Source organism: Citrobacter sp. BIDMC107 (genome assembly GCF_001037575.1).
Classification (GTDB): Bacteria; Pseudomonadota; Gammaproteobacteria; order Enterobacterales; family Enterobacteriaceae; genus Citrobacter; species Citrobacter freundii.
Genome location: NZ_KQ089848.1, coordinates 1304161 through 1323571, shown reverse-complemented (window position 1 = coordinate 1323571; position 19411 = coordinate 1304161). Strand labels below are relative to the sequence as shown.

Here is a 19411-nt window from a genome sequence, read left to right as displayed (position 1 = left end):
GATAAAAAACAGGAAATGTACCCTATGTCCGCACATATTTCGAACGTCCGCCCCGAATTTGACCGTGAAATCGTTGATATCGTTGATTACGTCATGAACTACGAGATCACCTCGAAGGTGGCGTATGACACTGCGCATTATTGCCTGCTTGATACCTTAGGCTGCGGCCTGGAAGCACTGGAATATCCGGCCTGTAAAAAACTGCTGGGGCCGGTCGTCCCAGGTACAGTGGTACCGAACGGCGTGCGCGTACCTGGCACCCAGTTCCAGCTCGAGCCGGTGCAGGCGGCGTTTAACATCGGTGCGATGATCCGCTGGCTGGACTTCAACGATACCTGGCTTGCCGCTGAGTGGGGTCATCCTTCTGATAACCTCGGCGGTATTTTGGCCACGGCTGACTGGCTGTCGCGTAATGCGGTGGCGGTGGGGAAAGCGCCGTTGACCATGAAAACGGTGCTGACCGGGATGATCAAAGCTCATGAGATTCAGGGCTGTATCGCGCTGGAAAACTCGTTTAACCGTGTTGGTCTCGATCACGTCCTGCTGGTAAAAGTGGCCTCCACGGCGGTGGTCGCTGAGATGCTTGGCCTGAACCGGGATGAAATTCTTAACGCCGTGTCGCTGGCGTGGGTCGACGGCCAGTCGCTGCGTACTTATCGCCATGCGCCAAATACCGGCACGCGTAAATCCTGGGCCGCAGGCGATGCGACCTCGCGCGCGGTACGTCTGGCATTGATGGCTAAAACCGGTGAGATGGGGTATCCGTCTGCGCTGACGGCGAAAACCTGGGGCTTCTATGACGTCTCTTTCAAAGGCGAATCTTTCCGCTTCCAGCGCCCGTACGGCTCTTATGTGATGGAAAACGTGCTGTTTAAAATCTCCTTCCCGGCCGAGTTCCACTCTCAGACCGCGGTAGAAGCGGCCATGACGCTGTACGAGCAGTTACAGGCCGCAGGTAAGACCGCTGCCGATATCGAAAAAGTGACCATTCGTACGCACGAAGCCTGTATCCGCATCATCGATAAAAAAGGCCCGCTGAATAACCCGGCGGACAGGGATCACTGTATCCAGTATATGGTGGCCATTCCGCTGCTGTTCGGGCGCTTAACGGCGGCAGATTACGAAGACGGCGTGGCGCAGGACAAACGCATTGATGCACTGCGCGAGAAGATCAACTGCTTCGAAGATCCGGCCTTTACCGCCGATTACCACGACCCTGAAAAACGCGCCATCGCCAACGCCATCACTCTGGAATTCACCGACGGCTCACGCTTTGAAGAAGTGGTAGTGGAATACCCAATCGGCCATGCGCGTCGTCGTACTGACGGCATGCCGAAGCTGGTCGAGAAGTTCAAAATCAACCTGGCGCGTCAGTTCCCGACCCGTCAGCAGCAGCGCATCCTGGATGTCTCCCTGGACAGAACTCGCCTGGAGCAGATGCCGGTCAATGAGTATATGGATCTCTTCATTATTTAAACCAGCGTGCAGCAAGGCGTAAGTTCAACAGGAGAGCATTATGTCTTATAGCGAGTTTTATCAACGTTCCATAACGCAACCTGAGTCGTTCTGGGCCGAGCAGGCCCAGCGTATTGACTGGCAGCAGCCGTATACGCAGGTACTGGACCACAGCAACCCGCCGTTTGCCCGCTGGTTTTGCGGCGGCACGACCAATCTGTGCCATAACGCCATCGACCGCTGGCTGGAGAAACAGCCTGACGCGCTGGCGCTGATTGCTGTGTCATCAGAAACTGAAGAAGAACGCACGTTTACCTTTCGTCAGCTGTATGACGAAGTGAACGTCGCGGCGGCGATGCTATTGTCGCTGGGCGTACAGCGTGGCGATCGGGTGCTGGTGTATATGCCGATGATCGCCGAAGCGCACATTACGCTGCTGGCCTGCGCACGCATTGGGGCAATTCATTCGGTGGTGTTCGGTGGTTTCGCCTCGCACAGCGTGGCGGCGCGCATCGACGACGCCAGACCGGTGGTTATCGTCTCGGCGGATGCCGGGGCGCGCGGGGGCAAGATCCTGCCGTATAAAAAGCTGCTCGATGATGCGATCGAACAGGCGCAGCACCGACCGCGTCATGTGGTGCTGGTCGATCGCGGTCTGGCGAAAATGGCGCGGGTCGAGGGACGTGACCTCGACTTTGCCGCCCTGCGCCAACAGCATCTCGGCGCGCGGGTACCAGTTGTCTGGCTGGAATCAAACGAAACATCCTGCATTCTCTATACCTCCGGGACAACCGGTAAACCGAAAGGCGTCCAGCGCGACGTTGGCGGCTATGCGGTCGCGCTGGCGACCTCGATGGACACCATTTTCGGCGGTAAAGCGGGCGGCGTGTTCTTCTGCGCGTCGGATATCGGCTGGGTAGTTGGGCATTCGTATATCGTGTATGCCCCGCTGCTGGCGGGGATGGCGACGGTGGTTTACGAAGGTCTGCCAACGTATCCGGACTGTGGTGTATGGTGGAAAATTGTTGAGAAGTATCAGGTCTGCCGGATGTTCTCCGCCCCGACCGCCATCCGCGTGCTGAAGATATTCCCGACCGCGCAAATCCGTAATCACGATCTCTCCTCGCTGGAGGTGTTGTATCTGGCGGGGGAACCGCTGGACGAACCAACCGCCAGTTGGGTAACAGAAACGCTGGGCGTCCCGGTTATCGATAACTACTGGCAGACCGAATCCGGCTGGCCGATTATGGCAATTGCCCGCGGGCTGGACGACAGGCCGTCGCGTCTGGGCAGTCCCGGCGTGCCGATGTACGGCTACAACGTACAACTGCTCAATGAGGTGACCGGTGAACCTTGTGCGGCGAATGAGAAGGGTATGCTGGTGATTGAAGGGCCGCTGCCGCCGGGCTGTATCCAGACTATCTGGGGGGATGATGCGCGGTTTGTGAATACCTACTGGTCGCTGTTTTCTCGCCAGGTGTACGCCACCTTTGACTGGGGCATTCGTGACGCTGACGGCTATTACTTCATTCTGGGGCGTACGGATGACGTGATAAACGTGGCAGGACACCGGTTGGGGACGCGCGAGATCGAGGAGAGTATTTCCAGCTATCCGAACGTTGCCGAAGTGGCGGTAGTCGGCGTGAAGGACGCGCTGAAGGGGCAGGTAGCGGTCGCGTTTGTTATTCCGAAACAGAGCGACAGCCTTGAAGATCGCGACATCGCACATTCGGAAGAGAAGGCGATTATGGCGCTGGTGGACAGCCAGATTGGCAACTTTGGCCGTCCGGCACACGTCTGGTTTGTGTCGCAGTTGCCGAAAACACGTTCCGGTAAAATGCTCAGACGGACGATCCAGGCGATCTGCGAAGGCCGCGATCCCGGCGATCTGACGACCATTGACGATCCCGCGTCGTTACAGCAAATCCGTCAGGCGATCGAAGAGTAACATCGCGTGATGCCCGGTGGCGGAATGCTTACCGGGCCTACGTTCTAATCCACTTTCTTATACGGCCCGTGATAGTAATCAAACGGCGCATAAACCGTATCGGCCACGAACGATAACGGCACATCAACAAACAACAGCGCTAAATCGAAATAGTTATAATCGTAAGCGCCTGGGTTTTTTAGTTTATCAATATCATGATGCATACCCACGTAATAGGTATCTGAATTCTCGCCTGCCGTGCGTGCATCAATGCTGCCACATCCTGAAAGTAGTGCGCTGATAAAGAGCGCCGTTACCGCAATTGTCTTTCTGCTCATGCTATGACCTGGCTTCTCACCCCGTTTTACCATAACGGTAAAAAAGCGGTTTGTTGCCCGCAGAACTTAAACCTCCAGGTCAGGATGGTCGTGTGAAGATGACGCGTTGTAGGCCGGATAAACCACGTGAGTGGTGCATCCGGCAAAGATGCTTTCACAGCGCGACGCTTTCGCGACGACGCAGCAGGGAAAACGGCCCCGGCCCACTTAGGATAAATACGGAAATCAGCGTGAAGCTCAGCGCAATGATCCCCAGCACCAGATAAGCTCCCTGGAAACCAATACTTTCATACATTTTTCCGGCCAGAACTGACATGAAAATCATTGCTAACTGTTTGAAGAAGCAGAAACACACCAGATAAATCGTCGCCGAGAAACGCACTTCAAACTGACTGGTGATGTATTTGAAGCAACCGACGATCAGGAACGGTATCTCAAACATATGCAACGTTTTGAGAATAACGACTTCCAGCGCAGTGGTGGCGAATGAGGAGCCAATAATCCTTACCGACATGATCGTACCAGCCAGCAGCAGGGCGTTCTTGCCGCCGATGCGATTCACAATCAGCGGCGCAAAGAACATGATTGAGGCGTTGAGTAATTCTCCCATCGTCGTGACGTAGCCAAACACGCGGGTACCCTGTTCGCCGGTGGCAAAGAACGAGGTAAAGAAGTTGGCGAACTGCTGGTCAAACACATCGTAAGTACAGGAAACGCCAACTACGTACAGGGAAAGGAACCAAAGTTTTGGTTGTTTAAATAACTCCAGCGCCAGCTTCAGGCTGAATGCCGAGTTATTGGCGCCTACCGCATCCGCGACTTTTGCAGAAGAGGGGGCATCTGTTTTTGAAAATAACAGCAGCAATGCCAAAATGACCGCGCAGCCGGAGCCTAACCAAAAGACAAATTGGTTATTGATGGTGAACATAATGCCGGCAATCGAGGCGCACAGCGCCCAGCCCACGCACCCAAACATGCGCGCGCGACCAAACTCAAAGTTGCTTCGGCGGCTGGCTTTTTCAATATAGGCTTCAATCGCCGGAGCGCCGGCATTGTAAATAAAGCCAAGGTAAATCCCACCGACAATTGAACCCAGTAAAATATTAACTTGTAATAACGGACCAAAAACGTAAATAAAGAACGGGGCAAACATTACCAGCATGCCGGTAATTACCCAAAGCAGATGTTTACGCAGGCCAAGCTTGTCGGAGAGCAGTCCGAAAATTGGCTGGAATAACAAAGAAAACAGTGAGATACAGGCGAAGATGATGCCGGTATCGCCTTTGCTGATATGGTTTACCTCGTGTAACCAGATGGGGAAGAAGGGGAAATACGCACCCATAATAAAAAAGTAAAAGAAGAAGAAAAAGCCGAACATCCAAAAGTTAGTGTTTTTTAAATAATACATAACAGACTTCCTATAAATGCGGGCAGGTTTGGGCCTGCCCAACTTATATTATTATTTTTGGCCCCAGATGAACTGGAAGTGGTAGCGTCCGGCGCTCAGCAGAAATTCCGGCGACACGGAAGGGCTCCACGAATCATCGCCGCCAACGCCCATATGGAAGCCATCAATATTGAGCCAGGTGCCCGCCTCAGGTTGCAGCAAATGGCGGTGGCTGGTTGCCATCAGTTGCTGCTGGCTAAAGCGGCTGATGTTGAACAGGAAGTCCCCACGCCACTGGTGCGCGCCGTAGTGCAGTTCGCGCGTGCCGCAGCGCAGACCGTTTTCACTTGGGAAAACATACGGGGTGTACATCTCATCAAGCGACAGATCCCAGCGATCAAAACAGGCGGCGCCCAGACGGTCCGGGTAGTTCTCATGTGGACCGAGACCTAACCAGTTCACTCGCTCTGCGACCTGCACTAACTGGCAGCTAAGGCCGATGCGGGCCGGATGCGGCGTACCGCTGGCAACGTCGACATCCACCGTTATCTGCATTTCACCCTTGCCGTCAATGCGGTAGCTTTTTCGGCTGATGAACAGCGTTTCGCCCTGATACTGCCACGCATGTTCAGTGGTGATCAGTACCGCATCGCTCAGCGTATTGGCAGCACAGTGCAGTAACGTTGCTTCAGCCTGATAGTGACCGGCGGCCTTCCAGCGTTCGACCCAGGCGTTCGGGTCGATGCGGGTTGACTCGCTCACGCCGATGTCGTTGTCCAGCGGGGCGCGGGTGAACTGGTCAGTAAGCGGAGTTAACAGTTGGGCTGAATCGCCAATCCAGTACTGTGTCAGCAGGCCAGACTGACGGTCGAATTGCCAGCGCTTGTTGTCGTTCTCAACGGTAAAGACGTTTTCGCTTACATTGAGCTGTGGCGCGGTGTGGGCAGACGGCAGTTGCGTCAGGCTGAGCTTCTCTTGAAGCTTCCATTGCTGCCAGGCGCTGATGTGCCCGGCGTCTGACCACGCGGTTGCATGAGGTTGTTCGACGCGCACCGTCAGCCACAGCTGACCTGCGGTTTCCGGCATCGGGACATCTGGCAGGGTAATCACCTGGCGACCCTGTGGAGCGATATCCAGAACGATTTCTCCGGCGGCCAGCGGGTTGCCGTCCTGGGCAATAGACCAGTGCAGAACTTCGTTATCGCTGCGGCGGAACAGATATTCGCTGGTCACTTCAATCTGGCGTTCAGCGCCCGGCAGTAACGTGAACTGGAAAAACTGCTGTTCATGTTTGGCCTCGTATAACGCCGGGTGTGGGGTGCGATCGGCGAACACCAGCCCGTTCATGCAAAACTGACGATCGTTAGGTGTGTCGCCAAAATCGCCACCGTAGGCTGACCATGCTTTGTCGTTCTCATCATATTTGGTCAGCGACTGATCCACCCAGTCCCAGACAAATCCGCCCTGCAGGCGCGGATACTGACGGAACGCTTGCCAGTATTTGGCAAAGCCACCGAAACTGTTGCCCATGGCGTGGGCGTATTCGCAAAGGATCAGCGGACGGTGCTCGCCGGGCATCGACAGCCACTTTTTAATCGACCATTTGGGGACGGCGGGGAAGGGCTGATCTTGATCGACGCGGGCGTACATCGGGCAAATAATATCGGTCGCTGCGGTATTTGCGCCGCCGCCTTCATATTGTACCGGGCGTGACGGGTCTTCTGATTTTATCCAGCGGTAGAGCGCGTCGTGATTGACGCCATGGCCGGATTCATTGCCCAGAGACCAGATGATAATGCTCGGATGGTTGCGATCGCGCTGCACCATGCGCGTGACGCGCTGGCTCATGGCAGGCAACCATGCGGGATCGTCGGTGAGGCGATTCATCGGCACCATGCCGTGGGTTTCAATGTTGGCTTCGTCGACGACATACAAGCCGTAGCGATCGCACAGGGTGTACCACAACGGATGGTTCGGGTAATGGGAGCAGCGCACGGCGTTGAAGTTATTCTGCTTCATCAGGATGATGTCTTGCACCATCGTCGCCTCATCCATCACCTGGCCGTTGATCGGATGGTGCTCATGGCGGTTGGTACCGCGAATCAACAGCGGCTTACCATTGAGTAACAGCAGTCCGTTTTCAATGCAAACCTGACGAAAGCCGACGTCACAGGCCTCCGCTTCTATCAGCGCTCCGTCCGCGGTGCGCAGCTGCACAACGGCGCGGTACAGATTGGGCGTTTCGGCACTCCACAGAGCCGGTTTTTCGACGTTCAGACACAGAGTCACCCGGTCATGATAAGCACCGCGTTCATCAATAATCTCACTGCCGAGTGGGGAATTCGTTTCGGCTGTGAGCGTTTCTCCCTCCCACAATTGCAGGGCTACGCGTAAATCTTCGCTCGCGTTGCCCGCTACTCTGACTTCCACTGCCAGCATGGCGCGGCTGAAGTCGTCGTTAAACCGGGTATTAATGCGCAGGTCGCGAATTTGCGTTGTGGGCTTATGCAGCAAAGATACGTCGCGAAAAATACCGCTCATGCGCCACATATCCTGGTCTTCCAGATAGCTGCCATCGCTCCAGCGCAGCACCATCACCGCCAGACGGTTTTCGCCGTGCTGCAGATAATCGCTAAGATCGAATTCAGATGGCAGGCGGCTGTCCTGTCCGTAGCCGACCCAGCGGCCGTTGCACCACAAATGAAATGCGGAGTTCACGCCGTCAAAAATAATGCGCGTCTGACCCTCATCTAACCAGGCATCGTCAATATGAAATGTGAGCGAGTAACATCCCGTCGGGTTCTGTGCCGGAACGTACGGAGGGTTAACCGGGATTGGGTAGGTGACGTTGGTATAAATTGGCGCATCGTAACCGTTCATCTGCCAGTTCGAGGGGACGTTGACAGTATCAGCTTGTGGCAGATCGCTTGTCAGCCAGCTTTCCGGCACAGCCTCCGGCGCGGCAAACCAGGCAAATTGCCACTGGCCATTAAGCGAGCGTAACTGACTTGAACGCTGATTCGTACGTGCGTCATCTGCTGAACGCCAGCTACAGAACGGTGGATGCGCCTCCAGGCGGTTGAGCTGCGTGACGCCGGGATTTTCCCAGTCACGGCGGGCCAGAACAGCGGAGAGTGAATCTGTGTTCAGGTTCATAACGGTATCCTGTTTGAATTTGTTATTCGCTCACAATTTCAATCAAGATACGGATAAGCGATCCCAACTGTAAAGGCTGGGGCGTTCAATGAGTGAACTCACTCACACAATTGTTGTGCGTTCACAATTTGGGGGCGAGCTGAGAAGCTTGCCGCGCGAGCTGGATCAATGAATCGGCCAGCGCCTGGGGAGAGATAGTTTGCGTATTGGGTGGCAGAACCGTTTTGCGCTTAACCAGGGTGACGGGCAGCAGTTGGTTGCCCACGGTTGATTCGCCACGGGGAAGTTGCAGCAGCCTGTCGACGCTGGTTTCACCCAATAACGGAAAATCCTGCCTGATGGTGGTCAGCGGTGGAATGTAGCAGGCGCTGTCTTCGGTATCATCGTAGCCAATCACCGAGATATCTACCGCCACCTGCAGACCGAACTCGCTGATTGCGCGCATCGCGCCCAGCGCCATTTGATCGTTAGCGACCAGCATGGCGGTAGGGAGGTTACCGTTATTCAGCATATGCATCGTTTGCTGAAAACCAGACATCGCACTCCAGTCGCCTTCCAGCTCCACAACGGGTTGTAGCTGGTAATGTGCCAGATACTTGTGCCAGCCCGCACGGCGAAGCCTTGCCGAAACGGAAGTGTGCGGCCCGCTCAGCAGGGCGATACGCTGATGTCCGTACTGCACCAGATGTTCAACGCCGAGGCGCGCGCCGTCGTCATGCGAGAAAATCACGCTGTTAATTGGCGTCAGGTCAGAGACATCGAGAAACAGCACCGGCACCGTACCGCAGGCGGCGGCCACGGCAATGGCGTCTTCTTCATCCAGCGGATAGTTGATGATAAGTCCGGTTACGCGCTGAGAAAGCAGGTTGTGGACCGCGGCTTTACATGCCTCAACGCCGCTGCGCTCGACCATGGCGATCACCACGCTGGCACCGGACTGGTCGGCGCGGGATTTTATGGCGGCAACGATTTGTGAGGGGGCATGCAGGGCAAGGTTCGCCGTCACGACGCCAATCAGCGGCGTTTGTTTGCCAGCCAGCTGCTGTGCGACGCGGTTAGGGATGTAATTGAGTTCCGCCATCGCGGCCTCAACTTTTTGTCGGGTTTTTGCGGAAACGTGGCTGGCCTGATTAACGACGCGCGAGACGGTCTGGTAAGAGACACCTGCATGGTCTGCCACATCGTATAGCGTTACCGGTTTCACGTTTATCACCCCTGTCATGACGTTATCTGCGCGCTATGATGCCACAGCGGGACGGTTTTGGGGGATTTACGCATAGGTTCTGCGAGGCGCATTCCAGGGTTGCGGATCGTGTGCTGGAGGATTTATCGTCGTTCTTCTTAACAGAAGAAAAAAGTGAGGATATTGTGAGCGACTCTGCGGCAAATAATATTCTGTCCATCTACCGACGTCATGCGGATGCCTTTGCCAGCCAGCGCTCGCGCACCTTGTTCGAGAAAAGCTGGCTCGATAAATTCATTTCCGAGATGGGCGGGCAGGGCAGCATTGTGGATATTGGCTGCGGCAACGGTCAGCCGATTGCCGGTTATTTTATCCAGCAAGGTTTTCAGCTTACCGGCGTTGATGGTTCTCCGGCGATGCTGGCGCGGGCCCGAAACACTTTTCCCGCACAGCGCTGGCTGGAGCAGGATATGCGCGAACTGGCACTCAATGAGACTTTCGATGGTCTGATCGCCTGGGACAGTTTTTTCCATTTAACTCAGCAGGACCAGCAAAAGATGTTCCCGATTTTTGACCGCCTCAGCCATCCCGGCAGCGCGCTGATGTTTACCAGCGGTACGGACAATGGCATCGCGATGGGGCAATTTGAGGGTGAGCCGCTGTTTCACGCCAGCCTCGCGCCGGACGAATACCGCGCATTGCTGTCAGCGCATGGCTTTGCGGTGGTCGAGATGGTGATGGAAGATCCGCACTGCGCTGGGCACACTGTCTGGCTGGCGCAAAAAAGAGGCTAATCGCCGCGAAAGGTTTTACGCCATTCAGCCGGGCTAACACCAAAGTGGGATTTAAAATGCTGACGCCAGGTGACAGGCGACTGAAAACCAACCTGTTCTGCAATGCGTTCAACGGGTAACTGGCTGGACTCCAGCAACGTCTGGCTACGGCGCAGGCGCTCGGCAATCAACCATTCGGCTACGCTTGACCCGGTGGCCTTCATAAAATGACGAGTGAGGGTACGACGGCTCATCATCACTCGCTGCGCCAGCTCGTCGAGATTATGCGGTTCGTGGAGATGCTGGCGCAAATAGTCGAGCAGGGCGTTGATGCGCTGATCCTGGGTATTTTTCGCTACCGGTTGTTCGATAAACTGTGCCTGGCCGCCCTCGCGATGTGGCGGCACAATCATCCGTCGGGCAATCTGATTCGCCACCGTGCTGCCAAAACGCTGGCGGATGACGTACAGGCAGCAATCCAGCGCGGCGGCGGTCCCTGCCGAGGTAATAATACCGTCGTCATCCACGTATAGCGCGTTGATATCCAGACGGGCCGCCGGAAAGCGCGCCTGAAAATCCTGCTCGAACTCCCAGTGCGTAGCTGCCCGTTTGCCATCCAGCAGACCGGCATAGCCGAGAACAAACGCGCCCAGACATAACCCAACAATTTGCGCGCCGTTTTGTCGTGCGCAGTTGAGCGCATCAAGCAGTCTTTGTGGTGGTCGATGTGCCGTGGTGCCCCACCAGGGGATCACTACAATGTCGGCGGCCTCAACTGCTTCATAGCCGTAGGCTGCGGTAATGGCGAAGCCATCCTGCGAGGAAACGATGCCCGGCTGTTCGGCGCACAGTTGCACCTCAAAGCGCTTTTTCGCCGCCACTTTGTCACTGAAAATAATGCACGGCACTGAGAAGTGAAACGGGCTGAAATCTTCCACGGCGACAATGGCGACGTTAAGCGGTTGCATACGATTCCTCTGTGGAGTTTAAAACGTCAGGGTTTCGCCATCTTCCGGCACGTTAACGAATTGCGCAATCTGGTTGTCGCGGGTGTACTCTTTCAAGGCCGCGCGGGTCAGCAGACAGTGGTTAATCGCCTCCATGTGGGTCGCCACAATTTGTGCCTCAGGTAGTACGAAGTGGGTTTTTAGCACATCTTCCGCGCCCATGATAATTGGGCCAAACCCGATAACGTGGGCAAAGCCTGTGTTCAGAATGACCACGCCTGGTTGAAAAGTCTGCATGTTGGTTTCCACCTCGTCGCGCCAGATGGTGTCCCCGACCAGATACAGCGTTTTTTCCGCCGGATGCTGGAAGATAACCCCGCAGGCATCACCCAGACGCTCAGCCATTTGCGGGATGGCGTAAGCGCGATCCGAACCGTGCTGGCCGCCGGTTTTACGCAGGGTGATATCACCAAGCGCGGTGTTTTGCGTCAGTACGGTCAGTTGCGTGAAACCTTGTTCCCGCAGTACCTGCGCATCGCGATCGTTTTGCACATAAATCGGTTTGTCTTTCGGCACGACACGAGCCGCTGCTTCATCCCAGTGGTCTTCATGCAGATGGGTCACGATCAGCGCATCAACGTTGAGCAGCCTGTCGATATCGACAGGCAGATCAACGGTCGGGTTGCGGATCTCGGCGCGAGCCGTTCCGGCAAAGCCCGGATAAGTACCTTTATCCGCCAGCATCGGATCAATCAGAAAAGTTTTACCGCCAAAGGTGATGTGCTGCGTGGCGTTACGGATTTGTGTGATGTTCATGATGTTTGCTCCACGTGTTGGATCAGTGGTGTCATCGTAGAGTGTTGTCCAGAAGATGAATGTGGGCAAATGGGCGACTAGCGATGGGATTGGGCCAATAGCAGATTACATATATCAATTATGTAATTAAAGTAATTTAATATTTCCTTTGTGACTCGTTATTTAATTTGCTGCCATTATATCGAAATGAATAAGAGTGCTGTTACTTAAATACGGAAAAATTTATTAAATACGAAGCGGTGCCAGAAAACATTATTGATATATGTAATGCATAGTGACCAATAAAACAGATCGCGAACCATGAAATAAGAATGCTATCATTCACATCAGACGCGGCAGGCAACTGCTGGCACACGCATATCCCCCCGGAGCAACTGATGAACAACGACATTCCGCTTAAATATTATGATATCGCCGACGAGTACGCGACCGAGGCCGCAAAGCCGGTGAGCGACACAGAACGTGACGCGCTGGCGCACTACTTCCAGCAGTTGATTACCCGTTTGATGAACAACGAAGAGATCAGCGAAGAAGCGCAGCAGGAGATGGCAACCGTGGCCGGTGTCGACGCTCAGCGTATCGATGATATCGCGGAGTTCCTCAATCGTTGGGGTAACGAGTAGCCAAAGGTATGGCCTGTGTTTTACACTGCGCGCAAATTGAGTAGGTATACTCTACGAGTAATAGGTTTAATCAGGCGGAAACAGCAATGAACGGAACAATCACAACGTGGTTTAAAGATAAAGGCTTTGGATTTATCAAAGATGAAAACGGCGACAATCGCTATTTTCATGTGATTAAGGTTGCTAATCCTGAGCTGATCAAGAAAGACGCGGCGGTGACTTTTGAGCCCACCACCAATAACAAAGGCTTGTCTGCCTACGCGGTAAAAGTCATACCAGACAGCAAGTACATCTATATCGCAGGCGAGCGTCTGAAGCTCACCTCGATCAAGTCATTTCTGGTCTACAGCGAAGAAGTCCCTGCCGAGACCCGTATCGACAAAGAAAATGCAGTGCTGTCTGTCGGCGTGCTGATGAACAGCATCCGACCAAAATCAGACGTGAAGCCTGGTGAAATGCGCACGCTGAAAAAGCTGGCTATCACCACCTTCCAGGGCACGACGCTGATTTTCTCTGAAGATGAAATCGACATTGACGAGACGGTGAAACTGCTTAAGGTCTGAAGCCCATTCAGAGTGAATGAATGCCGAAACACTGCTCTTTTCAGAGCGGGTTTCGGTTTAGTATTGTGTGAATGGGTTGAAATAAGAATAGCTTTCTTTGACAACCCTAATCACACTTGCAGCAGCATAAGAATGCTTTTGATTATATTGAATTGTTTTGTAAGCATTCCAGATGATACAGTTATCCCGAAAGTGACTAAACCGAGGTCTGATGCTTACCTCATTATGAGGACATAAATGTCTGTCGGAATTGATCACTTCGTAATGAGTTTATATGAATTTTTCGGGCGAAAGATGAAAATATATAAAATAGTGATCATTATAGCGGGTTTGTTTGTTTTGCAGGGTTGTGATAGTCAGGAAACGAAAGTTAAAAAATTACTAAAGTGTGGTTTGGCAGTTAATGAGATAGGTAATTCCCTGGCACAAGAAAATTACGAAAAAAACGGTGTCACGGCCATATTTGGCCGCTCACCACCGCATATTAGCTCTTATGACATGATGAGAATAGGTCAGGATGCCAGAGATGAGTTATGGATGAATGGCCGAAACCGTAGAGGAGAGGCCCAAAGAATAATTGAAGAGTATGAAGAGAGCTACTGTGTTGACATACACCAGGTTCCGGATGATGAAAATATTAAAAAATTAAAATTGATGTTGCGATTATGAAAAGCAGAAGGAGAGACTATTGACGCCACTCTTTATTGATATGGCCCTGGCCTCTTTACAAGAGACCAGGTTCAGCATCTGGCTACTTAAGCTTGCCTCGTAATCCTTCATAGACATCCAGTGCTTTCTGCACATTTGCCTCGTCCATCGATATCTCTGAGAAGTCGATAAACCAGGTACCGGAGCTATGTTTATTAATGACAAAGAGCTTTTTGCTCTGAACAACACGATACTCAACATCGTATTCTTTGTTAAACGTTGAGCCTGTATCAGGAATGGTGAACGTTGTTGTTACACCTGAATCATTTGGATCCCATTTTAAGAAGCCAGAATAAAGTGTGATCCAGTTTTCAAGATTGCTTTTCGTGACATAGCCGAATTGGGTAACCACATTACCGCCGTTATAAATAACGATCATTGCATAATCGCCATCGTCGTCGAGGCGTAAAGTCCCATGGAAAGCATCATTATATTTAGGATCTTTTGGCAGCTGAATATCGATGCCCGTTTTGTACTGTGTCCAGGGGTAGTAAAAGGCTGGTTTGCCTGGTGTGGAGCATCCTGTTAAAAACATAATTAATAGTAAACCAAGTACTTTCTTCATTACCTATCCTATTTCTTAATTATGATGTGACCGTTGGATTTACCACGCCATCCATCAATATGTAACGTGCTTCCTGTCGTGTGTATTGATCAATTAACGGTACAAGTCGTCGGAAATGCTCACTGGCACAATGTTCATCGAGAGCCGCGTGGTTTGGCCATTCTTCGATAAAAATAAAATGACCCGGATCTTTTTCATCAATATAGAGGTCGTAAGCAATACAATGCGGTTCTTTCTTCGTTGCCGATATTAGCTCACGATACAACGGGAGAACGGTTTCAATAAACTCAGGTTTGATGAAATCTTCGGCAATGACCTTTAACACGCAGCCTCCTGGCAAATAAACAATGCACACTATGTAATGTAGATATCATTTGGGCAAGACACCACAATGTTATATCGGCAGGTGAGTGAGTCATCCCAGCTATCAATCAGATGATCCGCATAACTGTGATCCATCTCACCTCCCGGCCACCAAAATCTCCTGCGACTCGACGCCGTCCTCTATCTGTTTCGCCACCTTTTGTAAGGCCGGAAGATGCTTTTCCGCGGCCTGTTCGATGGTCATGGCGCTGGCCATATACACCAGATTCAGGCAGCCGATCACCCGCTGTTCGCTACGGATGGGGACAGCGATAGAAGCGATTTTCTCCTCCTGATCCCAGCCGCGAAAGTTCTGGCCAAAACCGTCTTTTCGCGCCCGGGTTAAAATGGCATTGAGCTTCAGCGGTTCGCGCGCAAGCTGGAACTCTTCTCCTGGTCGGGAGGCCAGCATTTCAATCAGTTCCTGACGTTCATTCTCAGGACAGAATGCCAGCCAGGTCAGGCCGGATGCGGTTTTCAGCAATGGCAAACGACGCCCGACCATCGCCCGGTGAAACGACAGGCGGCTGAAGCGGTGGGTTGTTTCACGTACCACCATCGCGTCCACATCCAGCGTGGAAACGTCGGTCGGCCAGATGACCTCGCGCAGCAAATCCCCCAGCAGCGGGGCGGCGAGTGCGGAAATCCACTGCTCGTCACGAAATCCCTCGCTGAGCTGGCGGACTTTAATGGTTAAGCGAAAGCTGTCATCGGACAGGCTGCGCCGAACATAACCCTCATCCTGCAGGGTTTCCAGCAGCCGTCTGACCGTGGTGCGATGCAGGCCGCTTAACTCAGCAAGTAAGCCAACACTGGCCCCACCATCGAGCCGGTTTAACATATTTAATAACATTAATCCGCGCGTTAATCCGCGTACGGTTTTGTACTCAGTGCTCTCGTCATTTTTCATATTCATTGACAAATCTACAGGTAAAACAACGTTGTGCACTTAGTGCACATCCAGGCATGTTTTGATTGTAGCGCAAAAACTCACTCCTATACTGACCGCACAACAAAAAATTATTCACATATTTTTAACAAAACAAATTGCGCCTCACCAGGGTCCGCAATTGCGTTTTGTCCGAGTCGTGAGGTTCTGAAATGACAACAAAAAACCCGGATATCCAACCCGCTGTGCAGCACACCGTTCAGGTCGCGATTGCTGGTGCCGGCCCGGTGGGGCTAATGATGGCCAACTATCTTGGCCAGATGGGCATTGACGTGCTGGTGGTGGAGAAGCTCGACACGCTGATCGACTATCCCCGAGCCATCGGCATTGACGATGAAGCGTTGCGCACCATGCAGTCTGTGGGGCTGGTCGAGCGCGTTTTGCCGCACACCACGCCGTGGCACGCGATGCGCTTTCTCACGCCGAAAGGCCGCTGCTTTGCTGATATCCAGCCGATGACCGACGAATTTGGCTGGTCGCGCCGCAATGCGTTTATTCAACCACAGGTGGATGCGGTGATGTTGGAAGGGCTGTCGCGTTTTCCCAACGTGCGCTGCCTGTTCTCCCGCGAACTGGAAGCCTTTAGCCAACAGAACGGTGAAGTAACGCTGAATCTGAAAGCTCCGGACGGCCAGCGCGAAACGGTGAAGGCCCAGTGGCTGGTGGCATGCGACGGCGGCGGCAGCAACGTCAGACGCTCGCTGAATGTGCCGTTTGAAGGCAAAACCGCGCCGAATCAGTGGATTGTGGTGGATATTGCCAACGATCCGCTCAGCACACCGCATGTGTATCTGTGCTGCGATCCGGTGCGCCCGTATGTCTCCGCTGCGCTGCCGCATGCAGTGCGCCGTTTCGAATTTATGGTGATGCCGGGGGAAACCGAAGCGCAGCTCAGTGAACCGCAGAATATGCGTCAGCTCTTGAGCAAAGTGCTGCCGAACCCGGACAACGTCGAGCTGATCCGCCAGCGCGTGTATACCCATAACGCCCGTCTGGCCGAACGTTTTCGCATTGACCGCGTGCTGCTGGCGGGCGATGCGGCGCACATTATGCCGGTCTGGCAGGGGCAGGGTTACAACAGCGGCATGCGCGATGCTTTCAATCTGGCGTGGAAACTGGCGCTGGTCATTAAGGGCAAAGCCGGTGATGAGCTGCTGGATACCTACCAGCAGGAACGCCGCGACCACGCCAAAGCGATGATCGATCTCTCCGTGACCGCTGGCAACGTGCTGGCGCCGCCAAAACGCTGGCACGGCGCGGTGCGCGACGGGGTTTCCTGGCTGCTGAATTATTTTCCGCCGGTCAAACGCTACTTCCTCGAAATGCGCTTTAAGCCGATGCCGCAATACCATGTTGGAGCACTGGTGCGTGAGGGTGACGCGAGAACGTCTCCGGTCGGCAAGATGTTTATCCAGCCGAAGGTGACGCTGGAATCGGGCGAAGTGACGCTGCTCGACAACGTTATTGGACCGAATTTCGCGGTGATTGGCTGGGGCTGTAACCCGCTATGGGGCATGAGCGAGTCGCAGATCCAACAGTGGCAGGCGCTGGGGACGCGTTTTATCCAGGTCGTGCCGGATACGCAGATACATACCGATCAGGATAACCACGACGGCGTTACCCGCATTGGTGATACGCAAAACCGCCTGCGCGCGTGGTTTGCCCAGCACAACGCCGCGCTGGTGGTAATGCGCCCGGACCGCTTCGTGGCCGCCATCGCCATTCCGCAAACCCTGGGCAGCACCCTGAATAAACTGGCGTCGGTGATGACACTTACCCGCGCTACTGCCGATATTCCTGTTGAAAAGGTTGCCTGATATGCACGCTTATCTTCACTGTCTTTCCCACTCGCCGCTGGTGGGCTATGTCGACCCGGCTCAGGCTGTGCTTGACGAGGTTAACGGCGTGATCGCCAGCGCCCGGGCGCGTATTGCGGCGTTCGACCCGGAACTTGTAGTGCTGTTTGCCCCCGATCACTACAACGGTTTTTTTTACGATGTGATGCCGCCGTTCTGTTTAGGCGTGGGAGCCACGGCGATCGGCGATTTCGGCAGCGCGGCGGGGGAACTGCCGGTGCCGACAGATCTCGCTGAAGCCTGCGCCCACGCGGTGATGAAAAGCGGCATCGATCTTGCCGTGTCCTACAACATGCAGGTCGATCACGGCTTCGCGCAGCCGCTGGAGTTTTTGCTCGGCGGTCTGGATAAGGTGCCGGTGTTGCCGGTGTTTATTAACGGCGTCGCCACGCCGCTGCCGGGCTTTCAGCGTACCCGCATGCTCGGTGAAGCGATTGGCCGTTTCGCCAGCTCGCTGAATAAGCGCGTGCTGTTTTTAGGCTCCGGTGGTCTATCGCATCAACCGCCGGTCCCGGAGCTGGCGAAGGCTGATGCCCATATGCGTGACCGCCTGCTCGGCAGCGGCAAACAGTTACCTGAAAACGAACGCGAGCTGCGCCAGCAGCGGGTGATCAGCGCCGCCGAGAAGTTCGTGGCCGATCAAAACACGCTGCATCCGCTGAACCCTGTCTGGGATAACCGCTTTATGAGCCTGCTTGAGCAGGGGCGTTTGCAGGAGTTGGACGCGGTCAGTAACGAAGAGCTGTCCGTGATGGCGGGCAAATCAACGCACGAAGTTAAAACCTGGGTTGCCGCCTTTGCCGCCATTTCTGCCTTTGGTAGCTGGCGTAGTGAAGGCCGTTATTACCGCCCGATCCCGGAGTGGATCGCCGGATTCGGCTCCCTGAGCGCTACCACACAGAACTGAAACAGAACTGAATATGCAGGAGAACATCATGACTTACCAACCGCAAACCGAAGCCGCTACCAGTCGTTTTCTGGAGGTGCAGGAAGCAGGCGAAACACTACGCGTGCATTTCAATGACTGTGGACAGGGCGAAGAGACCGTCGTGCTGCTGCACGGCTCCGGTCCTGGCGCGACGGGCTGGGCAAACTTCAGCCGCAATATTGATCCGCTGGTACAGGCCGGATACCGGGTGATCCTGCTGGATTGTCCTGGCTGGGGCAAAAGCGATGGGATCGTTAACCGCGGTTCGCGATCTGATCTCAACGCTCGCATCCTGAAAAGCGTGGTCGATCAATTGGATATTCAAACAGTCCACCTGCTGGGTAACTCGATGGGCGGTCACAGTGCTGTGGCGTTTACCCTGAGCTGGCCGGAGCGCGTGGGCAAACTGGTGCTAATGGGCGGCGGAACGGGCGGCATGAGTCTGTTTACCCCGATGCCGACCGAAGGTATCAAGCGCCTGAATCAGCTATACCGCGAGCCGACCATCGAGAACCTGAAGCTGATGATGGAGATCTTTGTCTTCGACACCAGCGACCTGACCGAGGCGTTGTTTGAGGCACGCCTGAATAACATGCTGTCGCGTCGCGATCACCTGGAAAACTTTGTCCAGAGTCTGGAGGCCAACCCGAAACAGTTCCCGGATTTCAGCCCGCGTCTGGGTGAAATCAAAGCCCAGACCCTGATTGTCTGGGGACGCAATGACCGCTTTGTGCCGATGGATGCCGGTCTGCGCCTGCTCTCCGGAATTGCCGGTTCTGAGCTGCATATCTACCGCGACTGCGGGCACTGGGCGCAGTGGGAGCATGCGGATGCCTTTAACCAGTTGGTGCTGAACTTCCTCGCACGCCCTTAA

The 19411-nt window shown here is 54.2% G+C and carries 18 protein-coding genes; 9 read left to right on the top strand and 9 right to left on the bottom strand.

Going from position 1 to position 19411, the window contains the following annotated elements; translation table 11 throughout:
- Window positions 1-24 precede the first annotated feature (24 nt).
- Together SK39_RS06255 and prpE are read left to right on the top strand one after the other, a co-directional pair.
- Entirely contained in the window at window positions 25-1476 is a 1452-nt protein-coding gene (locus tag SK39_RS06255) for a bifunctional 2-methylcitrate dehydratase/aconitate hydratase (protein WP_048217397.1), read from the top strand.
- Window positions 1477-1516: 40 nt separating this feature from the next.
- Window positions 1517-3403, top strand: coding sequence for a propionate--CoA ligase (prpE, locus tag SK39_RS06250; protein ID WP_048216781.1), 1887 nt, complete (start codon window positions 1517-1519; stop codon window positions 3401-3403).
- Between the two features lie 44 nt (window positions 3404-3447).
- Here the strand turns inward: prpE and SK39_RS06245 are convergent, their stop codons facing one another.
- The 4 genes from SK39_RS06245 to SK39_RS06230 all read right to left on the bottom strand — a co-directional run bounded on the left by SK39_RS06245 (window position 3448) and on the right by SK39_RS06230 (window position 9467).
- Entirely contained in the window at window positions 3448-3720 is a 273-nt protein-coding gene (locus SK39_RS06245; protein ID WP_003838662.1) for a YceK/YidQ family lipoprotein, read from the bottom strand.
- 154 nt (window positions 3721-3874) lie between these two features.
- Window positions 3875-5128, bottom strand: coding sequence for an MFS transporter (locus tag SK39_RS06240; protein ID WP_048216780.1), 1254 nt, complete (start codon window positions 5126-5128; stop codon window positions 3875-3877).
- A gap of 51 nt (window positions 5129-5179) precedes the next feature.
- Entirely contained in the window at window positions 5180-8263 is a 3084-nt protein-coding gene (locus SK39_RS06235) for a beta-galactosidase (protein ID WP_048216779.1), read from the bottom strand.
- 121 nt (window positions 8264-8384) lie between these two features.
- A complete protein-coding gene (locus tag SK39_RS06230; protein ID WP_046669794.1) occupies window positions 8385-9467 on the bottom strand; it encodes a LacI family DNA-binding transcriptional regulator in 1083 nt (360 codons plus the stop codon).
- Window positions 9468-9577: 110 nt separating this feature from the next.
- Here SK39_RS06230 and SK39_RS06225 point away from each other — a divergent pair, with 110 nt between their 5' ends.
- Window positions 9578-10240, top strand: a complete 663-nt coding sequence (locus SK39_RS06225) for a class I SAM-dependent DNA methyltransferase (protein WP_048216778.1) — start codon at window positions 9578-9580, stop codon at window positions 10238-10240.
- Here SK39_RS06225 and SK39_RS06220 read toward each other — a convergent pair.
- Together SK39_RS06220 and SK39_RS06215 are read right to left on the bottom strand one after the other, a co-directional pair.
- Entirely contained in the window at window positions 10237-11187 is a 951-nt protein-coding gene (locus SK39_RS06220; RefSeq protein ID WP_046669795.1) for a GlxA family transcriptional regulator, read from the bottom strand. The genes SK39_RS06225 and SK39_RS06220 overlap by 4 nt on opposite strands.
- A gap of 18 nt (window positions 11188-11205) precedes the next feature.
- Entirely contained in the window at window positions 11206-11982 is a 777-nt protein-coding gene (locus SK39_RS06215; protein WP_048216777.1) for an MBL fold metallo-hydrolase, read from the bottom strand.
- Between the two features lie 377 nt (window positions 11983-12359).
- Between SK39_RS06215 and SK39_RS06210 the strand changes: the two genes are divergently transcribed.
- The 3 genes from SK39_RS06210 (at window position 12360) to SK39_RS06200 (ending at window position 13837) form a co-directional block, all read left to right on the top strand.
- Entirely contained in the window at window positions 12360-12605 is a 246-nt protein-coding gene (locus SK39_RS06210; RefSeq protein WP_003021350.1) for a YmjA family protein, read from the top strand.
- Window positions 12606-12691: 86 nt separating this feature from the next.
- The gene (locus tag SK39_RS06205; RefSeq protein ID WP_003838649.1) at window positions 12692-13168 is read left to right on the top strand and encodes a cold-shock protein; all 477 of its coding nucleotides are present in this window, start codon (window positions 12692-12694) and stop codon (window positions 13166-13168) included.
- Window positions 13169-13405: 237 nt separating this feature from the next.
- Entirely contained in the window at window positions 13406-13837 is a 432-nt protein-coding gene (locus SK39_RS06200; RefSeq protein ID WP_003838647.1) for a hypothetical protein, read from the top strand.
- Between the two features lie 82 nt (window positions 13838-13919).
- Here SK39_RS06200 and SK39_RS06195 read toward each other — a convergent pair whose 3' ends face one another.
- The 3 genes from SK39_RS06195 to SK39_RS06185 all read right to left on the bottom strand — a co-directional run bounded on the left by SK39_RS06195 (window position 13920) and on the right by SK39_RS06185 (window position 15714).
- The gene (locus tag SK39_RS06195; RefSeq protein WP_003838645.1) at window positions 13920-14441 is read right to left on the bottom strand and encodes a hypothetical protein; all 522 of its coding nucleotides are present in this window, start codon (window positions 14439-14441) and stop codon (window positions 13920-13922) included.
- 19 nt (window positions 14442-14460) lie between these two features.
- Window positions 14461-14766 carry a putative quinol monooxygenase gene (locus tag SK39_RS06190; protein ID WP_003838643.1) on the bottom strand — a complete coding sequence of 102 codons (306 nt, stop codon included), beginning with the start codon at window positions 14764-14766 and terminating at the stop codon, window positions 14461-14463.
- Window positions 14767-14901: 135 nt separating this feature from the next.
- Entirely contained in the window at window positions 14902-15714 is an 813-nt protein-coding gene (locus tag SK39_RS06185; RefSeq protein ID WP_003838640.1) for a DNA-binding transcriptional regulator, read from the bottom strand.
- Window positions 15715-15905: 191 nt separating this feature from the next.
- On the opposite strand from SK39_RS06185, the gene SK39_RS06180 reads away from it, so the two are divergent.
- Genes SK39_RS06180 through mhpC form a run of 3 tightly spaced genes read left to right on the top strand, consistent with a single transcriptional unit; the run spans window position 15906 to window position 19411 of the window.
- Complete coding sequence (locus SK39_RS06180) at window positions 15906-17570, top strand: bifunctional 3-(3-hydroxy-phenyl)propionate/3-hydroxycinnamic acid hydroxylase (RefSeq protein WP_048216776.1); 1665 nt, start codon at window positions 15906-15908, stop codon at window positions 17568-17570.
- A 1-nt stretch (window position 17571) separates the two neighbouring features.
- Complete coding sequence (gene mhpB, locus SK39_RS06175) at window positions 17572-18516, top strand: 2,3-dihydroxyphenylpropionate/2,3-dihydroxicinnamic acid 1,2-dioxygenase (protein ID WP_048216775.1); 945 nt, start codon at window positions 17572-17574, stop codon at window positions 18514-18516.
- A gap of 28 nt (window positions 18517-18544) precedes the next feature.
- Window positions 18545-19411 carry a 2-hydroxy-6-oxonona-2,4-dienedioate hydrolase gene (mhpC, locus tag SK39_RS06170; RefSeq protein ID WP_016149676.1) on the top strand — a complete coding sequence of 289 codons (867 nt, stop codon included), beginning with the start codon at window positions 18545-18547 and terminating at the stop codon, window positions 19409-19411.